Source organism: Bacillus sp. PK5-006 (assembly GCF_054161415.1).
In genome coordinates, this window is the sequence record NZ_CP096414.1 from 2,642,169 (window position 1) to 2,660,401 (window position 18,233).

Below are 18,233 nucleotides of genomic sequence, written 5' to 3' on the forward strand. Positions count from 1 at the left end.
TATTTTCCCCTTCTCCTTCCTAAAAAGATATAGGCACCTTTCCTTACTCTTCTCATATCATAAACCATCATGAACTCAAAGGAGGCTGGCAATATCATGTATTACAGTTATTATGACTACTCGCCATATGACATGCGCCAAAACACAAGAATCATTTCAGATCTTGAAAAAGCAATCAATGGTGAATATTCTGCGATCCAATGCTACGAAAAACTTGCCCAAAGAGCAAAAACTCCTGAGGCAAAAAAAATCATTCAAGAAATACGCCAGGATGAAGTCAGACACTATCAACTATTTTCAAAGCTATATTATTCTTTAACAGGTAAAAACCACAAACCAAGCATAACAGAACCTTGTCCAGATCAATTTAGAGAAGGGCTTCTTTTCGCATTTAAAGATGAACAAAGAACGGTCGATTTTTACTTAACGATATCAGATTATGTCCGGGATCAAGGAACAAAAGAGCTGATGAAACGTATCGCTCAAGATGAACAGCAGCATGCTGTATGGTTTTTATATCTTTTAACGCACCATGTGTCTTAGATAGTCCTATTTTAATAGGAGATCGTATGTTCCGTCAAAAAATGAAATTGTCTTTTTATTCATTCAATCTATAAAATAAAGGAAGGATTCTCAGCAAACCTCTCATCTCTTTCACTTTTTCAAACGTGAAAACGACAATTTGATAAATAAAAAACTCCTCTGCCACAAATAGCAGAAGGAGTTTTTTTCATGATCGTTTAATGAAATTTTGCTTCATTGCTTTGCTGCTGATGTTTTAGCATCCCATCAATGGACAGCATCTTACTGCCGCTAAGTGTTAAATAAAGCGCCATGACAAGCAGCGATAGTTCAAATTCATAACCGCCCACAAATCCTTTAGAAAAACCAACCGTCATAATCGCCACAGCCATAATGGGTACAAATAAGGCTGCGAAAATACGTGTTCCTAGACCTAAAATCAAGGCGATACCACCGACCAGTTCAATTGTCTTCACAATATAGGCCATAAATTCCGGTATACCGATTTGTCCAAAGAATGCCGCTGTTCCTCCCAGACCTCCTTGATATGCCTGAAGTCCGTGTAGAAAGAAGATGATACCTAAAATAACACGTACGAAAAGTGTTCCTATTTCTTGATTTGTTTTCATATAGTGATTTCCTCCTGTTTTTACACTACATAATGTAATGTTAATAAGTAAAAAAAATTAGTAATTTAGATTAAGCATAATGATTAAGGCCACCATGAGAATCGTTGATGTGACAATGGGAATGATGGGTACATTGAAAGGAATATTGTATGTTGGGTTTAAGATCTTCTGTATTCTTAAATTCAATGCCCGATCTCCAAAGGATACCGCAAACTTCGTTTGTTTTTGAAACTGCGTTCTCTTTTTAATCAGTTTCAAAAGGGCTTGCCCTACTCCAAGCTCAGTGCCTGTCTGCCGAATCGCGTAGTCATCTGCGATCACTTCACGAAAAACGGAATAGCTTTGTCTCATATGCTTTAACACTGGAATGTACCAAATCACTTTTGTAAGCATTGAGAATGTGAAAGCCTTTAAAGGATCGTAGCTGTATTTGTGGTGCAATTCATGATGAACAACAGCATCAATTTCCTCTTCATCCAGCATGTCCATGAGAGATGTTGATAAGTAGACCTTTGGATGAAGCATCCCCATGGCAAAAGCAAGCGGTTCATGACAATGAAACACAATGATGTCATTTGCATATTTTTCAGATAAAGATTCGGTCGACTGGTAATCGACTGCAAGCATCAGATTTTGCTTGAATTGAATGTATGTTTTGATTTGCTTCGTCATATAAAAAATTGCAAATCCCAGTGTGTAGAGGACTAAAGCATCTAGAAAATATTTCAAAGGAGTGAATCCATAGAATTCGAGAACAGACTGGCATACATGAATGAGATTATATGCTTGATTCCAGCCAAAAAAGCTTGAAAGCACGTAATACCCCATCTGATAAAAAATCGTTAAACCAATCAATATACCGCTTAAAAATAGCAGGCTCGATTTCATTTTATTCATTTTGCTGCTCCTCTTTTTTGGATGCCAGCCTTGCTTCAAGCACTTTGAGTAATTCAGGGTCAGCACTTTCAATTGCATCCACCATATGATTCACTGCCAGTGGACCAAAATCGTCCATCAGCCCTTGCGTAATCCATTTTGTCTGCTCATTTAGAAATTCTTCTTTTGTTAAAATGGGATTATAAATAGATGAACGCCCTTTTGTTTTCTTCTCGACAATTCCCTTTTCGGTTAAGCGGTTCAGCACAGTCATCACTGTGTTGAAATTAATCGGCTTTTCATCTGACAGCTTCTGCTGCACTTCTTTAATCGGCATATCCTCACCTTGATAAAGGATTTCCATAATTCTTCCCTCTAAAGGACCGAAAAAACGATTCAATCCCTTTTCATTATATTTAAAAGAAGGAATTTTCATGTAATCACCTCACACACTAAGCATTGTAGTGCAATTGAAAATGATAGTCAACTGATAACTAAAATAGGGGAAAATCGTTGTATATTGTTTTTGTTTTTGGTAAAAATTATATCTTTACTTTTATCAAGAGGCTATCTCGCCTTTGATAAGATAATCTTATGAAAAAGGTAAAAAAATTCGTATTTTATTTATAAAGACTTTTGTATTATAGTAAAGATAACAACATTTCACTTACTGAACAAATTTATAGGAAGAAGGTTTACATGTGATGAAACAAGGAAACAGCCTTCGAACCGATCTCATTTTGATCGCGATAAGCGGTTTAGGTGGATTTCTTTTGTCTTTAACAGGAATGTCTATTGGCTGGATGGTCGGTACATTAATCACAGCTGCATTTATTGCCATGCGACGTCCCACCCTGTTTCAGCGTAAAGGAAACAACACCTTGCGTATTCACAGCAGATGGCTACTCCTTGGTCAATTCATTCTCGGAATCGAACTCGGACAGAAAATGAACATGAAAGTTCTTCATATTTTCGCTGAACATTGGCTCCCTGTGAGTTTCATGCTCGTTTTTTCTATTCTACTGGCGATGCTCTCTGGCTTTGCCTTATGGAAGCTGAGTAAAACAGATATGCTGACCAGCTTTGTCGGAACAGCCCCAGGCGGTTTATCTGCTATGCCAGGGATTGCCCAAGAGGTTGGAGCAAATACAGCCGTTGTCAGTCTCGTACAAACAACACGTGTATTAATGGTGGTACTCACCATCCCATTTACGGTGTTCTATTTAAATACAAAAAATCCAGCGGATGCAGCTGCAGGCGTGCAAGGGAGCGCCTTTTCATCCGGCGTTTTCACCCTGTCAAATATCTCGTGGACTGCTGCACTTATTTTAGGTGCCTGGCTTATGTCACGCCTCGCGGTTCGGCTTCATTTCCCTGCCCCTTGGCTGATTGGCAGCATGTTAGGAGTTGCAGCTCTTCAAGTAGGTGCAGGTGCGCTCATAGGTCATGATTTGATTCCTTATTGGCCAGCACAAGCGAATATCGCATCACAGGTATTTCTCGGTGCAACCATCGGTTCAAAAATGAATAAACAGATGTTTGTCGGGCTAAAAAACACGTTAATTGTAGCCGTCGTCAGCTCAGCTGGATTGATTGCTGCAACGGTTCTCAGTTCAATTGCCATTGCAGAGGTCACAGGCATTTCTGTCATTACAGCCATTCTTGCCTTTTCGCCTGGCGGTATTGCAGAAATGGCAACAACAGCAGTCACACTCCATGAGGACTCAACCTTTGTAGTAGCTGTACAAGTCGTTAGAATCATTCTTGTCATTGCGATGCTGCCACCGTTTTTTCGATTCTTACATCATGTCTGGGCAAAAAGACATCCTGAATATAAAGCCGCAAAATAAAAAAAGAGACGCTTTGCATGTGCAGAGCGCCTCTTCTTTTATTCATCCTGATTTCTTTTGACACCAACTACTTGATCCTTTGAAATCGTTCCAAAATGCCGGCTGTCGAAGCTATGTATTCGGTTATCTCCGATTACGAAGTAATGGTTTTTTTTGATTTTATCTTGTCCTGTGATGGCTTTCAGCTGAAAATCTCCTGTCAGGACATTCCCCATTTTATGTTTTTTCTGCTCTTTTAAATAGGGTTCTTTCCATTTTTCCCCATTAACAAATAACTGATCATCTACATACTTGATCGATTCTCCTGGGAGCCCAATGACCCTTTTGATCAAAATTTGATTTTTAGGGCCGTGAAATAACACATAATCAAACCGGCTAATTTTCGTGAGTTTTGGCGAGAACTTGTTGATTAATAATTCTGTTCCATCTGTAAATGTGGGGTCCATACTAACCCCTTCTACTTTATACTTCACAAACATGAAATTCTTTACCTGGAACAATAAGACGATGCATGTAATAATCATCAACCATAGCAATGGCTTCTTTTTCATTAAGAGCCTCCTTTGTCCTCACGCTTGCTCATTCGAATGTTCAACCTATTTTCTACTCTCTTTCCAACATACCATAATAAAACGATAACTAGAACCGCAAAAACACTTCTTAACGGATTCTTTACTAAAGCAGAAAGATCATAACCAATAAAACTAATGATAAAGAGCATGACACACTTACCAGCTAAAGCAGCTAATGAAAATTGCCACATGCTAATTCTTGATAAGCCTGCGACAACATTGACAGCCGCAGAAGGTGTAAAAGGAAAGCAGAGTAAAATAAATAACGGACCAAATCCCCGCTTCTCCACCCAAAGCATTAATTTCTTAATGGAAGGGTGTCTGCTGATAAAGTTCAGCATTCTCATCTGTCCAAATTTTCTGATCAGTAAAAAGACAAGAATAGAACCTGCACTTGCACCGATCCAGGTTAATAAAAAGCCTTCCCAAAGGCCGAATGCATTCGCATTTGCCACCGCAAACGCCACGAGTGGTAAAAACGGAAGAAATGCTTCAATCAGAGGAAGCAATATAGCGACAATTGGTCCAAAGGCCTTGTAGCTTTCAAAAAATGATGTGATATTTTCATGAGTAAATAGAGAAAGAAATGATGTCAACTTGTTTGACTCCTTCAAGGTTTGTCTACATTTCATTTTACATGGAAAACATAAAAATATACAAATGAATCCCACTCGCCCCCTTGAGATTGTTTGACTCATTCGATATAATAAATAAGAACATTTGTTCTATTTTTAAAGAAAGCAGGCTTGGACATGACGAGACTATCAAGAATACAGCTTCAGATGATGGAACAGGCCATCTTTCTCCCAATGGTCATCTCCATCCTCAATCGTGATCTGACACACTTAAAAAAACATCAAACATTTAAATTAAATGAACCATACATTCAGCTTGTGACCTCCGTGTTAAAGGAAGCACAGAAAGCACTTTACGAACTGAAGCAGCATTTACGTAAAGAAAATATGAAGGTACAGAAAATTGAACACGATGAAGGATTTACAACGTATCTATTTATCATAAATGGCTATGAAGAAAAGCATAAATACTTTAATCCGCGTATACGTCACCGGGTAGAGGAACTGCTGACTGGATATTTTCTGCATCAAGCAAATTAACTTCTTGCTAAAATGCGGCGTGGTACCCATGCAAAGAAAAAAGCCTGCCGCGGCGGCAGGCTCCTTCTTATTTATGATAATTCAAGCTGTTTTCTCAGCTCTGTTCTAACTTCTTCTAATCCTGGTCCATCTAACTCAAAGTAATACACATTCCCAGGCTGATAATCATGGCCCTTTAGCTGAATCGTATCCACTGATTTCAATGAGCTCAGTAATGGAAAAAGACCGATGAACTGCTTCATGGAAAGATTGGTTGAGACATTATCACCAAGCGTATCAATGATGTTGTCATATGACGGGATCGAAGAAATCGATTTAGATTTTTCGAAGATGGCTTGAAGTGCCTCCATTTGACGTTTTCCGCGCATGAGGTCACTATCTGCTTTTCTCGTTCTCACAAAGGCTAAAGCTTCTTCACCATTTAACGTATGTGTTCCTGTTTGCACATGAACTTTCCCTTTTGAATCCTTTTCCATTTGTTTTGCGATACCTTCATCTTTAATCGTTACGTCAATTCCATTTAGCTCATCCACAATGTCTTGAAACGCCTTAAAGTTCCCTGAAATCACATAGTCTACAGGAATGTTCAACAAGTTTTCGACCGTTTTGACTGACAAATCTGCACTCCCAAACGCATGGGCGTGAGCAATTTTATCATATCCTCTCCCCGGTATATCCACATAAGCATCACGAGGAATACTGAGAAGCTTAATGGTTTTGTCTGTTCGATTCACCGCCGCCAGTAAGACCGCATCACTTCTTGCTTCGTCTACCGTTTCACCTGGACGGCTGTCAATTCCAAGCAGCAGCACCGAAAAGCTGTCCTTTCCTGGATCAAAAGCTTTCACACGCTTTTGCGAGGTGTCTCCTCTTTCTAATGATACTTGCGCCTTATTCGACGCTTTTGAAATTTTATAGTATGCGTATCCAGTCACGGACACTGCCATCACCATGACAAATGCCATGATAAACAGCACGGCTTTTACCCAAGGCCTTAGTCTTCTTTTTGCTCTTTTTTCCTTCATCCTTTCCGAACCCTCACTCTATCTTAGTCTATCAATGTAGGTTCCACTATAACATATTTTGATGAAAGTTTCCTGCATGCAACATATTTTTATGAATCCACAATAAAAAGCCGCTCAAGATGAGCAGCTTTCGTCCATTATTTTTGGCTAATTCCTTGTTTTACTTCATCAATCATGGCAGTGAATGATTCAAGACCGCCGCCAGATAAATACCACATGTCAGAGTTCAAATACACCACATGGTTGTTTTTGACTGCTTTCACTGATTTCACATAATCATTTTCAACAAGCTGTTTCGCAGACGTTTCTTCTCCGATCGCTGCGCCTCGGTCAACGACAAATAGATAATCTGGGTTCGTTTTGACCATGTATTCATACGAAATGCTTTGTCCGTGTTTATCAGATGGCTCAAGCTTTTGATCTGCCGGTGTGATCCCAAACACATCGTGGATGAGACCGTATCTTGACTTAGGACCAAAGGCTGTCATTTTGCTGTCGTTCGCCATGATTACCAGTCCATTTTTCTTTAACTCTTTTGCTTCTTTCTTTAAAGCATCCACTTTTTGATCAATGGCAGCTAGTTCTTCTTTGACTTTGTCTTCTTTATCAAAAATCTTGCCTAAAGTTGTGGCATTCTTTTTAAATGATTCCATATAATTGGCATTGTCTACATCCATATAAATCGTAGGGGCAATTTTAGAAAATTCATCGAATGCATCTGCTTGACGGTGCTGGATAATGATTAAATCCGGCTTGATTTCTGCAATTTTTTCAAAGTTCGGCTCTTTTAATCCGCCGACATTTTCATATTTGTCTCCTTCATATTTAGATAAATATTTAGGCACCACTTGTTTCGGTAAAGCTGTTACATTCACACCTAGTTTGTCTAGCGTATCAAGGCTTCCCATATCAAACACAACCACTTTTTTCGGGTTTTTCTTGATCTTTACACCATCTTTATTCAGCATGTCTTTTACCGTCACAGTTTCTTCTTTAATTCCTTCTGTTTTTCCTTGATTTCCGCAGGCAGCGAGTACCACGATCGCTGTTAATACAGTCATCATCCATATCCATTTTTTCATACGTGATCACCTCTTTATTTTTTAAGAAAAATATAAGCAAATACGCTCACCGCGAATAACTTCAATCGGTATGCGCATGTCATAAATTTGTTCAAGTGCATCTGTTTGAATCACTTCGTCCACTCCACCTTCTTTAATAACCTGTCCATCTTTTAAGGCGACGATATGATCGGAATACACAGAAGCAAAGTTAATATCATGAAGAACCACAACAATTGTTTTCCCAAGATCTTTGACGAGCTGCTGAAAGAGCTTCATCATCTCGACAGAATGATTCATATCCAAATTGTTTAAAGGCTCATCTAAGAAAATATAATCTGTATCCTGCGCCAGCACCATTGCAATAAAGGCTCTTTGTCTTTGTCCACCGCTCAGTTCATCTACATATTGATGCTGGATATCAGCAAGCTTCATGTATTGGAGGGACACATCGATCATCTTCTCATCCTCTTTAGTCAGACGGCCATGTGAGTAAGGGAAACGGCCAAAACTGACAAGCTCCCGAACGGTCAGCCGCACATTCATATGATTGGCCTGCTTTAAAATACTCATCTTCTTCGCAAGTTCCTGCGGAGGGTATGCGCTATATGGGTTGTCTTCTAAATAAGCTGCACCTGAGTCTGGCTGAATCAGCCGGCTCATAATGGATAAAAGCGTGCTTTTCCCCGCACCATTCGGACCAATGAGAGAGGTCAGCTGTCCCTTTTTCACACTGATTGTTGTGTCGTGAAGCACTGTTTTTCCGTTATACGTCTTACTGACGCCCTTCATCAAGACCATGAACGACTCTCCTTTAACAGTAAATAAATAAAATACAGTCCGCCGACTAAATCAATCAACACACTAAGCGGCGTTTGAAAAGTAAATACCTTTTCTACAAGAAATTCCCCGCCTACAAGGGCAATCACACTAATAAAAAAAGAGCCTAATAGCAAGTATGTATGCCGGTATGTCCGAAAAAGCTCTCGTGCGACGTTTACGACGAGTAAGCCGAGGAACGTAATCGGTCCGACAAGTGCCGTTGCGATAGACACAAGGACAGCTATTACGATCAGCATCTTTTTTGTGACACTGTCGTAGTCAATGCCTAGATTCACCGCATGCTCCTTACCAAGAGACATGACATCTAATTTGGAGCGGAATGTCCAAATGTACACACACAGCGCCGCAAATAAAACAGAAGCAATCAGTAAGATGTCCGTGTTCATGTGATTAAAGCTTGCAAAGGATTTATCCTGTACGACTTGATATTCATTCGGATCGATCAGCATTTCCATAAACGAAGAAAGACTTTTGAACAATGTCCCAAACACAATTCCAACAAGCAGAAGCAAGAAAATATGTTTATTTTTGCGTTTGAACATGACTGTATACAGCAGCACAGAAAATAGAATCATCAGCCCAACGCAAAGGAAAAAATTAAAATTCTTATTGACGATCATTAAATGAGTCGACCCAAACACATAAATAATCGCTGTTTGCAAAAACAAGTACAGTGCGTCTAAACCCAATATGCTCGGCGTTAAGATTCGATTGTTGGTCAAAGTTTGGAAAACAACAGATGAAAAGGCAATCGCGCCTCCCGTTAATGTCATCGCAAGCACTTTCTTTAAACGACTTGGGACTGTGTACGGCCAGTACCCCATTTGAAAGGTAATAAAAATTACGATCAACACGGCTGCAATGGCTGCAATCAGGCATAATATACGTTTCTTATGCATAGCGTTTCCTCCTTAATAACATGTACAGGAAGATCGCACTTCCGATGATGCCTACCATGAGTCCAACTGATATTTCATATGGATAAATGATCACCCTTCCGAGCACATCACAAATCAGAACAAAAATAGCTCCTAGTAAAGCTGTATGCGGGAGGCTTTTTTTCAAGTGATCGCCGCGGTAGATCGATACAATATTCGGAATGATTAATCCAAGGAATGGCAGCATTCCGACAGTTAAAATGGTGACAGACGTAATCATTGAAACGATCACCAACCCAACCGCCATCACACGTTTATACGTTAAACCTAAGTTAACGGCAAAGCTCTCGCCCATGCCTGCCACTGTAAAGCGGTCAGCATATAAATACGCAATGATCAATAGTGGAACGCTCACATAGAGCAGTTCATAACGCCCTTGGACAATAAGAGAAAAATCTCCTTGAAGCCATGCGGATACGTTTTGAATCAAATCATATTTATAGGCTATAAACGTAGATATTGAACTGACAATCCCCCCAAACATTAAGCCGACTAATGGTACATAAATCGTATCGTTCACCTTAATATGCCGCAGGATTTTTAAGAAAAGAAGATTCCCAGCTAAAGTAAATAGAAACGCAATCCCCATTTTCATAAGCGGATTCACATGTGTAAAAACAAGCATTGCTACTAAAATACCAAGCTTCGCCCAATCCATCGTTCCTGCAGTGGTTGGTGAAACAAATTTATTCCTCGTCATGCTTTGCATAATAAAGCCGCATAAACTAAGGCTCATACCAGCAAGCACAATACTCACGAGACGCGGGAGGCGGCTTGAAACTAACGTGTGCACTTGTTCATCTGTTAAATGAAACAGCTGTAAAATGGACAGATCCTGTACACCGACAAACAGAGATATACATGCCAAACATACAAATAACAAACTTAATTGATACAATTTCATACAGGTTTCTCTCTTTCTATCAAGCTCTATCCGCCACAAATGATTATCATTATCAATTAAGCGACAGTTCATATATTATCACATCTAGTGAAATATTCAATAGCGGTATGAAAAAGACGCAAACTCAAAAAAACAGCCTGCGGCAGCGGCTGCTTTTTTCATCATGATTGAATATTCAATTGAAATTGTCCCTTCAATTCCTCTTCTGCTTCTTGAAATAACTGACGCAAGTTCTCAGCATAATCACCAAGAGCGTCTTTGCTCGTTTGAAAATTCACCCATGTCAGTTCTACTGGAAGAGCCACCTCTCCTGTCAAACAGTCCCAAAGGGCATCAAGATTTTTTCCGTAATAGTCAGGAAGGTGTAAAACTGTTTTTAGCTGGTCATGAAGCTCTTCTTGCGACCTGCACGCTGCACCGTCAAGCTGCACTTTTTTCATGTTCATTTCCCCTCTCCTCTCTATATTTTAAACGAATTGGAGGAGAAAGAGAAAGATGGACATCTTACTTTTGTTTCTGCCTGATACCTGAGATCAAGAGAATGAGGCAGGCAGCCAAAACGATCAAGAAAAAGAGGGTTAACACGATCTGAGTACCATACATATCAGCGAAGAGGCCAACAAAGACACTCGGAATACCAAGCCCTAAATAGGCAAACAAGTAATATCCTGCAACGGCTCTAGCCGCCTCCTTTTTCCCTCGCTCAACAATGAGCTGAAGGCCACCTAAATAAGTAAATCCATAGCAGGCAGTACCCGCCAGCATCGTTCCGGCAAGCACAAGGAAAATAGATCCGCTGTTTGCACCGTATAGTAAGAGGCCATATCCGCATGGAAGACAGATAAACCCCAAAAGGAGCGCTGTGCTGCTATTCATCTTACGCACAAAGGGCTGCATCAGGACACCTGCCATATTAATTAAAAAGAGCGCTGGCCCTACCCACAATTCATAACCATTTAGTTTAAGCTGTGCTGGCAAGATCGAAATGACAAGGCCGCACACCGACCATGCGATAGCAATGGCTGCATTCGCCGGCATTGTTCCTTTTGGAAATCTTGGCATGTTCATCATCGGTTTGCCTGTATCTCCTTGGACAGGCGGCACAAATAAGAAGACACCCATCATGGTTAAGATTAAAAAGGCCAGCACAATCCAATAGCTAAGCGGCGTGAGCGACACACGCTGAAAAGAAAGAAGTGCTGTAAAAAGAGCACCGCCCCCAAATCCAACCGAACTGCATAGTGCAATAAAAGTTGGAATCCAGCCTGACTTCTCTGGATATAAAGCAATCAAATATGCGGTGCATGTTCCAACACTAAGACCAAGTCCGACACCTTGCAAGAGCCGGGCAGCAAAGAGCACCTGTATGGAAGGGTGTACAATCATCAACAAGGTGGCACATAACGAAAAGCCAAGCGCAACCAATAAAATCGGTTTGCGTCCAGCTCGGTCAGAAATGCCGCCAAGAAAAAGCAAAACTGGAATAAGTCCGAAGACATACGCGGCAAATACAAGTGCTGTTGCCGCCTTTCCGTACCCTGCTTGTTCTGCATACGCCGTATAAAGGGGCACTTGCAGATTCACAGCAATCGTAATCATAAAAAGACCAAGTAAAACGAAAATAAACGGGATGATGGATAGGTGTGCCGTTTCTTCTTTGGATGCTGAAATCATTTGACTCTCTCCTCTATGTCATTGCATATGAGAACAGTGTACACACCATTTGGCTTACTTCCTACATCCAAAAATGACACTATTGACCAGTCCATAATTCCGTGTCATCATCAACTTATGATGTGAAAACGAGAGAAGGTGCACGATGTATATTCATTTAGACCGTTCAAGCGCTACTCCGCTCTGGCAGCAAATCGTGACTGAGATCATTCAAAAAATTCATACACAAAAACTGCATCCTGACGATCAGTTAACACCGACAAGAGTGTTAGCACAGGAGCTGAATGTATCAAGATCAACCGTACAGCTTGCCTATGATGAGCTGCTGGCAAGGGGTTACGTGAGCACATCTAGAAGAGGTGGTACAAAGGTCATTTCAAGCGATCAATATACAGCTTCCCCTCCCCATCAAAGTGAACCGCCTTTCTCACCTCCGACAAGACCTCACTTTGAAGAGGCCGAAAAACAAATGGATCATTGGCTGTCAGCCAATCAATTTCATGAGAAGCTTGATATTGATTTTCGTCATCAGGAGCCAGCCATCGATGCACACTTTCAAAACATATGGAAGCGCTCGCTCATGAAAGCATTACAGCGATTAGATATGAAGGATTGGGGCTATTCCTCTTCGCATGGATTATGGGAGGTGCGTTCAGAAATACGCCAATATTTATCTGTTGAACGCGGGATTGATGTAGAGGAAGATCAAATGGTGCTAACAGGTGGCACGCAGCAAGCCATTGATTTGATTTCACAGGTATTGCTAAAAAAAGGTGATACAGTGGCTGTTGAAGATCCAGGTTTCCCTGGGGCAAGGCTGTCGTTTATGCATCGCGAAATGAACATTCACCCCTCACCAGTTGATGAAGAAGGAATGGTGGTGAATACATTGCCCCGGCGAACAAAACTGATTGCTGTGACGCCCTCCCATCAGCGTCCAACTGGAGTATGTATGAGTGTAAACAGAAGGCAGCAGCTGCTGAAGTTTGCTGTCAGCCATCAGTCTTATATATTAGAGGACGATTTTGATGGAGATTATCGTTACCATGGCGGGCCGCTCCCTTCCCTATTTTCAGAAGCTCCCGAGCATGTCATTTACATCTTAAGCTTCTCAAAGGTGCTGGCACCTGGCATCCGCTTAGCTGCCATTGTCGGCTCCAGAGCAGTCATGAAAGAAATTGCCGCACTGCAATCACTCATTCAAAGGCAGCTGCCCATTATGGAACAAATCACACTCGCCTCTTTTTTCAAAGAAGGGGAATTCACGCGGTATGTCAGGCGAATGAGACAGCTGTATAAAAAAAGACAGGCAGCCATGATGGATGCCCTTTTGACACATCACTTTGACAAACACTTCCGTATCTATGGAACCGATACGGGCCTTCATGTCTTTTTAGAAGGAGCGCAAGACTTTGATGAAAAAGGAAGCATTGAGGCAGCAAAAGCAGCTGGTGTTGGCATTTATCCGTTAAGTCCTTATTGTTTTGAAAGCAATCGAAAGGGATTACTGCTAGGATTCGCCTGTACGGACGAAAACATGATTCAAGAGGGCGTCCGCCGTTTAAAGAAAATCCTTCACATTTAAAAAAGCCTGGAAGGTTTACTTCCAAGCTTTTTAAGATGATTGCTGAATTTGACCTACTTCTTCAATAAATGCGGCTGTTTGCTGCAAGCCATCCTGAAAATGATGGGTAGCGGAAATAAACAGCTTCTCTTGATCGGGGTGCTTCAAGAGCTTTTCCACCTTACTGATCCCTTTTTCAAAGGAAGCAAGACCTGTCTTTAATTGTTCATCGGCCTTTTGATAAGCGGCTGGAACTTCTTGATGATCCAGCCCTTTTTGAATCACACGATCAAATGCTTTCGTCGCTTCTGTCAATTTTTTATTTGTTTGGATCTTTCCATGTCCATCTGAGATAAACTGATCTGTCATATTTTCATATGCTTTATTTAACTCATCCATATAAGACTGCACCCATTGTTCATAATCAGCTTCTTTTGTGTCTTGCTTTGAAGGCGGCTGACCTGCTTGCTGACAGGCTGCTAGTAATGTCAAAGTTAGGATAAATAGCAGCACCAAATGTGATTGTTTTTTCATACAGAGCCTCCATTTCTTCATCCCATTCGTTCATATCGGTCAAATATAAGCATCCTTTACCACATAAGATTTCTTTTATTGTAACAGACAAGCTCGTGTCACTTCTGTGATTTATGAGTAAATGGATGAAAATACGTCAAAGGATCCACATTTCCCTGTCATTTCCCAATACAACCAATAGACGACAAGACATACGTATTTGGTTTCAATGAATTCATCTTTATGATGTAGCGGCGTCTTTTTACATTGCATTCATGCTTGATAAGAGATCCAGCGGCTGCTCTGCCGCTGGCTTTTGACTAATATCTGTTACGAAGCTCCCTTAATATAAAATCGTATACGAGATTGAGCTGCTGTTCCTTTGGATACAGCATAAATTCTTGTTTCTTCGGAAGACCGCCATCAAGACGATCTTGAAATTTCGTTCGGAGATATGCTGTCCGGTGCACCTGACTCTCAAATGATTTATATGAGACATCAAGTTTGACGGTTTGCTCATTTGTAAAGGTGACCACCGTGTCTCCGAGGGATGATTCTTGGAAGGTATGAATGTATTTGTGGGAGATCCAGCCGCACTGAGGACGGTTGGATGAATAAGTTGGGAAGAAATACAGATGATTGGATGAGTCAATCACAATTGGAGGTTTATGAGATATTCCTGTTACTTCGTATGTTCCCGCCTTTCTGCCTGCATAGCTTGAGCCGAAGAATCTGCAGCTGCGTTCAATAATTTGCAGGGGCTTTAATTCAACGTAAAAGCTTGTCTCTCTTTCTATGACTTTTGAATATACTCTTTTTCCTTCTTCAACTGGAAGGACCGCCATTGTTGTTTGATTAATGACGTATGAATCTAAAGGTGTTTCACTAATTCCTGACACTTCATTTCCTCCTGTGTTAATATTTGGTTATTTAAGATACTATTAATCTATCACCAACATATAAGAAACGACAGGATTTTTTCAAAATTTATTAAAAATCATCTTTTTATCATATTTTTTAGTCCATTCGATCTATCGAAAAGCCATTTTTAAAGATATATCACATCCTGTCGATTGGACAAGAGGTGTCGATTCTGCTCAAAAATAAATTGTCTAAAAATTATAAATTCTTGTTGATTTTTTCTCCGCCAATCCATATACTATAAAAAAGGCATCGGGGGGATTCTTTATGAAAGAGAAAAAAACGTATGCTGAGCTCATGAAGTCCCGCAACACCCAAAAAACCGAAGAAAACGGCGTCACCATTTTAGACATCTATATTCAAATGGTTTTAGATGAGGCGCTTTATAAACAGCGCTTAACCTTCTTAAGAGAAGAGATTGATAAGGCACTGGATCAGCGTGATGAAAAGCGATTCAATGACCTGTCAGCTCAATATGCAGAACACTGCTTACATCAATCATGATGATTTTACTTGCGGCAGAGAGACAGCAACTCGTCTCTTTACCGCAAGTTTTTTGTTTATCCATTTAAAATGGTCCCGCCATTCACATGCAGCATTTGTCCATTCATATAAGAAGAGTCTTCGCTCGCTAAAAATAAATAACTTGGCGCAAGCTCTACTGGCTCACCAGGACGCTCCATTGGGACATCTCCGCCAAATTCAGAGACTTCTTTTTCCGTAAAGGTTGAGGGAATCAGCGGTGTCCAAATAGGACCGGGAGCTACTCCATTCACTCTAATCCCTTGTTTAATGAGCGATAAGGATAATGATCTCGTAAAGGTTACGACGGCCCCTTTTGTGGATGAATAATCGATCAATGTTTCATGTCCTTTATAGGCGGTGACAGATGCTGTATTAATGATGCTGCTTCCTTTTTTTAAATGAGGAAGAACAGCCTTTGTTAAATAAAACATGGCAAAAATATTCGTTTGAAACGTCCGAAGAAGCTGATGCGAGGTAATTTGCTCAATGCTTTTTTGCGGATGCTGTTCCCCGGCGTTATTCACCAAAATATCAATGGAACCGAAGGCATCTTTTGTTTTTTTGACGACCTCATTCGAAAAAGCCTCATCCCCTAAATCACCTGCAATTAAGATGACACGGCCTCCCGCTTTCTCAATATAGTCCTTCGTCTCCTCGGCATCGCGATGTTCACTTAAGTAAACAATGGCGACATTCGCACCTTCCTTCGCAAATAAGACAGAGACTGCTCTTCCGATCCCGCTGTCTCCACCTGTCACAATGGCTGTTTTTCCTGCTAACTTTTTGTTCTTCACCTCACGATCAAAGACAGGTCTAGGGTTCATTTTATATTCAAGACCCGGACGTTCATTTTGGTGCTGAGGCGGCAATGTTTTCTTCGGCTGCTTTGTTGACACGTAGTCCACTCCTTCCTTTTATCTTGTTTATTTTTATGTGCTGGCGGCTTTTTTATGTATGGCGCCCCTGTTTCCTTTCAGATGTATGATTTTCAGCATTGTGGAAAAATTATACACAACAAGTCAAGTGGAGGCGACAACATGGAACAAGAACATAAAGGAATGGAACAGGCAAAATCGTTATGGCTGGCGGACAGTCAGAAATATTCTTTCCCTGCTGTCAGTGAAGATCTCACAGCAGATGTGATCATTGTCGGCGGCGGTATTACCGGTATCGCTGCGGCGTTTGAAATGACAGAACGAGGACTAGATGTGATCATCATCGATGCCGAACAATTGCTGCAAGGCACAACCGGACACACAACGGCTAAAATCACCTCACAGCATGATGTGTACTATTATGAGCTGATTCAACAAATTGGGATGCCAAAAGCACGTTTGTATGTAGAAGCAAATGAGAAAGCAAAAGACCTCATTCAAGCTCGTATCAAAGAGCACGACATTGATTGTCAGCTAGAGATAAAAGATGCTTACCTTTATACAAAGGAAGAAAGCGGTGTAAAAAAGTTAAAGAAGGAATTAGATGCCTACAAACAGCTTGGTATTGACCGGGAATGGAAAACAAAGCTTTCTTTTGACGCTGACATCAAAGCAGCCCTTGCGATGACGAATCAGGCACAGTTTCATCCCCTTCATTATCTCAATGCGCTAATCGACAAGCTCCTAGAGCGAGGTGTACGTATCTTTGAACAAACAACCGCTGTTGATGTAAAAGAAGGGAACCGGCCTGCTGTCGTCACAAAAAGCGGACATCATCTGACAGGGCGCTATGTCATTTCATGCTCACACTTTCCTTTTTATGATGGAAAAGGACTTTATTTCACCCGAATTCATCCAGAGCAATCCTATGTCGTAGCAGCTAGAACAACTAAACCACTCCCAGACGGAATGTACCTAGGAATTGACCAGCCTGCTCACTCTTTAAGAACGGCAGAATGGCACGGTGAAGAAGTAGTCCTCATCGGAGGAGAAGGCCATAAAACAGGACAAGGCGGAGATGAATCCGCTCACTATGAAGGACTAGAAACGTTTGGAGATGCCACCCTTGGAATAGAAGAAGTGCTGTATCGCTGGTCGACACACGATATGGTCACAATGGATCAAATCCCTTACATTGGCCGCCTGACCAAACACCACCAGAATATCTTTGTAGCAACCGGCTTTAGAAAATGGGGCATGACCACAAGCCACGTCGCAGCCACTCTTATCGGTGATTTAATTGAAGGAAAATCAAATCCATATGAATCAATCTTTACGCCATCAAGACCTGTTACTAACTCTTTCGTCAAAGATTTCGTTAAAGAAAATGCCAATGTCGCTGCCAAGCTGATCAGTGGTAAATTTAAACGAACTGATCAAACAATCGATGATTTAAAACCAGGCGAGGGCGGCATTATCTCGTATGAACATAAAAAGTGCGGCGCCTATAAATCAGAGGATGGGAATGTCTTTCTAGTCGATACAACGTGTACTCACCTAGGCTGTGAAGTAGCTTGGAATAATAGTGACCGCACTTGGGATTGCCCGTGTCACGGTTCACGTTTTTCCATTACTGGAGAAGTAGTAGAAGGCCCTGCTAAAAAACCACTAAAAAGGTCATATAAAGAACAGTAAAATTTCACTCGTTCCCCCTTTAAAAAATCCAATATTATCCGATAAAAAACATAAAGTCTGATATTTTTGATGATTATGGGGGGACAAACACATTGTTATTTAAAAAAGAACCGAAAAGAAAAAACACTGCT

Annotated in this window: 21 protein-coding genes; 6 read left to right on the forward strand and 15 right to left on the reverse strand. The window is 40.9% G+C overall.

Features of this window, described 5'->3' with window-relative positions:
* The first annotated feature begins 96 nt into the window (after positions 1–96).
* The gene (locus tag M1D84_RS13720) at positions 97–543 is read left to right on the forward strand and encodes a ferritin-like domain-containing protein (protein ID WP_024425498.1); all 447 of its coding nucleotides are present in this window, start codon (positions 97–99) and stop codon (positions 541–543) included.
* A gap of 197 nt (positions 544–740) precedes the next feature.
* Here M1D84_RS13720 and M1D84_RS13725 read toward each other — a convergent pair whose 3' ends face one another.
* Genes M1D84_RS13725 through M1D84_RS13735 form a run of 3 tightly spaced genes read right to left on the reverse strand, consistent with a single transcriptional unit; the run spans position 741 to position 2,463 of the window.
* Positions 741–1,151, reverse strand: a complete 411-nt coding sequence (locus M1D84_RS13725; RefSeq protein WP_024425497.1) for a DoxX family protein — start codon at positions 1,149–1,151, stop codon at positions 741–743.
* Positions 1,152–1,208: 57 nt separating this feature from the next.
* Positions 1,209–2,048 carry a M56 family metallopeptidase gene (locus tag M1D84_RS13730; protein ID WP_024425496.1) on the reverse strand — a complete coding sequence of 280 codons (840 nt, stop codon included), beginning with the start codon at positions 2,046–2,048 and terminating at the stop codon, positions 1,209–1,211.
* Positions 2,041–2,463 carry a BlaI/MecI/CopY family transcriptional regulator gene (locus M1D84_RS13735; RefSeq protein WP_024425495.1) on the reverse strand — a complete coding sequence of 141 codons (423 nt, stop codon included), beginning with the start codon at positions 2,461–2,463 and terminating at the stop codon, positions 2,041–2,043. Before M1D84_RS13735 ends, M1D84_RS13730 begins: the two co-directional genes overlap by 8 nt.
* 268 nt (positions 2,464–2,731) lie before the next feature.
* Here M1D84_RS13735 and M1D84_RS13740 point away from each other — a divergent pair, with 268 nt between their 5' ends.
* Entirely contained in the window at positions 2,732–3,877 is a 1,146-nt protein-coding gene (locus M1D84_RS13740) for an AbrB family transcriptional regulator (RefSeq protein WP_024425494.1), read from the forward strand.
* A 38-nt stretch (positions 3,878–3,915) separates the two neighbouring features.
* Here M1D84_RS13740 and lepB read toward each other — a convergent pair whose 3' ends face one another.
* Positions 3,916–4,428, reverse strand: a complete 513-nt coding sequence (gene lepB / locus M1D84_RS13745) for a signal peptidase I (RefSeq protein ID WP_024425493.1) — start codon at positions 4,426–4,428, stop codon at positions 3,916–3,918.
* The gene (locus tag M1D84_RS13750; RefSeq protein ID WP_024425492.1) at positions 4,428–5,045 is read right to left on the reverse strand and encodes a TVP38/TMEM64 family protein; all 618 of its coding nucleotides are present in this window, start codon (positions 5,043–5,045) and stop codon (positions 4,428–4,430) included. Before M1D84_RS13750 ends, lepB begins: the two co-directional genes overlap by 1 nt.
* Positions 5,046–5,201: 156 nt before the next feature.
* Here M1D84_RS13750 and M1D84_RS13755 point away from each other — a divergent pair, with 156 nt between their 5' ends.
* Entirely contained in the window at positions 5,202–5,564 is a 363-nt protein-coding gene (locus tag M1D84_RS13755; protein WP_185854220.1) for a hypothetical protein, read from the forward strand.
* 71 nt (positions 5,565–5,635) lie between these two features.
* On the opposite strand, the gene M1D84_RS13760 is transcribed toward M1D84_RS13755, so the two are convergent.
* The 7 genes from M1D84_RS13760 to M1D84_RS13790 form a co-directional block, all read right to left on the reverse strand.
* Positions 5,636–6,589, reverse strand: coding sequence for an LCP family protein (locus M1D84_RS13760; protein WP_185854219.1), 954 nt, complete (start codon positions 6,587–6,589; stop codon positions 5,636–5,638).
* A 137-nt stretch (positions 6,590–6,726) separates the two neighbouring features.
* Positions 6,727–7,671 (reverse strand): siderophore ABC transporter substrate-binding protein, encoded by a 945-nt coding sequence (locus M1D84_RS13765; RefSeq protein WP_185854218.1) that lies wholly within the window; start codon positions 7,669–7,671, stop codon positions 6,727–6,729.
* A gap of 21 nt (positions 7,672–7,692) precedes the next feature.
* The gene (locus M1D84_RS13770) at positions 7,693–8,451 is read right to left on the reverse strand and encodes an iron ABC transporter ATP-binding protein (RefSeq protein ID WP_185854217.1); all 759 of its coding nucleotides are present in this window, start codon (positions 8,449–8,451) and stop codon (positions 7,693–7,695) included.
* The gene (locus tag M1D84_RS13775; protein ID WP_024425487.1) at positions 8,442–9,392 is read right to left on the reverse strand and encodes an iron chelate uptake ABC transporter family permease subunit; all 951 of its coding nucleotides are present in this window, start codon (positions 9,390–9,392) and stop codon (positions 8,442–8,444) included. The genes M1D84_RS13770 and M1D84_RS13775 overlap by 10 nt, the downstream gene beginning before the upstream one ends.
* Positions 9,385–10,335: an ABC transporter permease gene (locus M1D84_RS13780; protein WP_024426541.1), complete on the reverse strand. Its 951-nt coding sequence runs from the start codon at positions 10,333–10,335 to the stop codon at positions 9,385–9,387. The genes M1D84_RS13775 and M1D84_RS13780 overlap by 8 nt, the downstream gene beginning before the upstream one ends.
* Before the next feature lie 161 nt (positions 10,336–10,496).
* Entirely contained in the window at positions 10,497–10,775 is a 279-nt protein-coding gene (locus tag M1D84_RS13785) for a barstar family protein (RefSeq protein WP_185854523.1), read from the reverse strand.
* A gap of 64 nt (positions 10,776–10,839) precedes the next feature.
* Positions 10,840–12,009 carry an MFS transporter gene (locus M1D84_RS13790; RefSeq protein ID WP_185854216.1) on the reverse strand — a complete coding sequence of 390 codons (1,170 nt, stop codon included), beginning with the start codon at positions 12,007–12,009 and terminating at the stop codon, positions 10,840–10,842.
* A gap of 145 nt (positions 12,010–12,154) precedes the next feature.
* On the opposite strand from M1D84_RS13790, the gene pdxR reads away from it, so the two are divergent.
* A complete protein-coding gene (gene pdxR, locus M1D84_RS13795) occupies positions 12,155–13,594 on the forward strand; it encodes a MocR-like pyridoxine biosynthesis transcription factor PdxR (RefSeq protein WP_216100217.1) in 1,440 nt (479 codons plus the stop codon).
* A gap of 30 nt (positions 13,595–13,624) precedes the next feature.
* On the opposite strand, the gene M1D84_RS13800 is transcribed toward pdxR, so the two are convergent.
* Together M1D84_RS13800 and M1D84_RS13805 are read right to left on the reverse strand one after the other, a co-directional pair.
* The gene (locus M1D84_RS13800) at positions 13,625–14,107 is read right to left on the reverse strand and encodes a hypothetical protein (protein ID WP_332284644.1); all 483 of its coding nucleotides are present in this window, start codon (positions 14,105–14,107) and stop codon (positions 13,625–13,627) included.
* 299 nt (positions 14,108–14,406) lie between these two features.
* On the reverse strand, positions 14,407–14,985 hold the full coding sequence (locus M1D84_RS13805) for a competence protein ComK (RefSeq protein ID WP_024425481.1): 579 nt from the start codon (positions 14,983–14,985) through the stop codon (positions 14,407–14,409).
* Between the two features lie 289 nt (positions 14,986–15,274).
* Between M1D84_RS13805 and M1D84_RS13810 the strand changes: the two genes are divergently transcribed.
* Positions 15,275–15,511 carry an IDEAL domain-containing protein gene (locus M1D84_RS13810; protein ID WP_008348804.1) on the forward strand — a complete coding sequence of 79 codons (237 nt, stop codon included), beginning with the start codon at positions 15,275–15,277 and terminating at the stop codon, positions 15,509–15,511.
* A gap of 56 nt (positions 15,512–15,567) precedes the next feature.
* Here the strand turns inward: M1D84_RS13810 and M1D84_RS13815 are convergent, their stop codons facing one another.
* The gene (locus M1D84_RS13815) at positions 15,568–16,428 is read right to left on the reverse strand and encodes an SDR family oxidoreductase (protein WP_216100213.1); all 861 of its coding nucleotides are present in this window, start codon (positions 16,426–16,428) and stop codon (positions 15,568–15,570) included.
* 141 nt (positions 16,429–16,569) lie between these two features.
* Here M1D84_RS13815 and M1D84_RS13820 point away from each other — a divergent pair, with 141 nt between their 5' ends.
* Entirely contained in the window at positions 16,570–18,102 is a 1,533-nt protein-coding gene (locus tag M1D84_RS13820; protein WP_185854214.1) for an FAD-dependent oxidoreductase, read from the forward strand.
* Positions 18,103–18,233 lie beyond the last annotated feature (131 nt).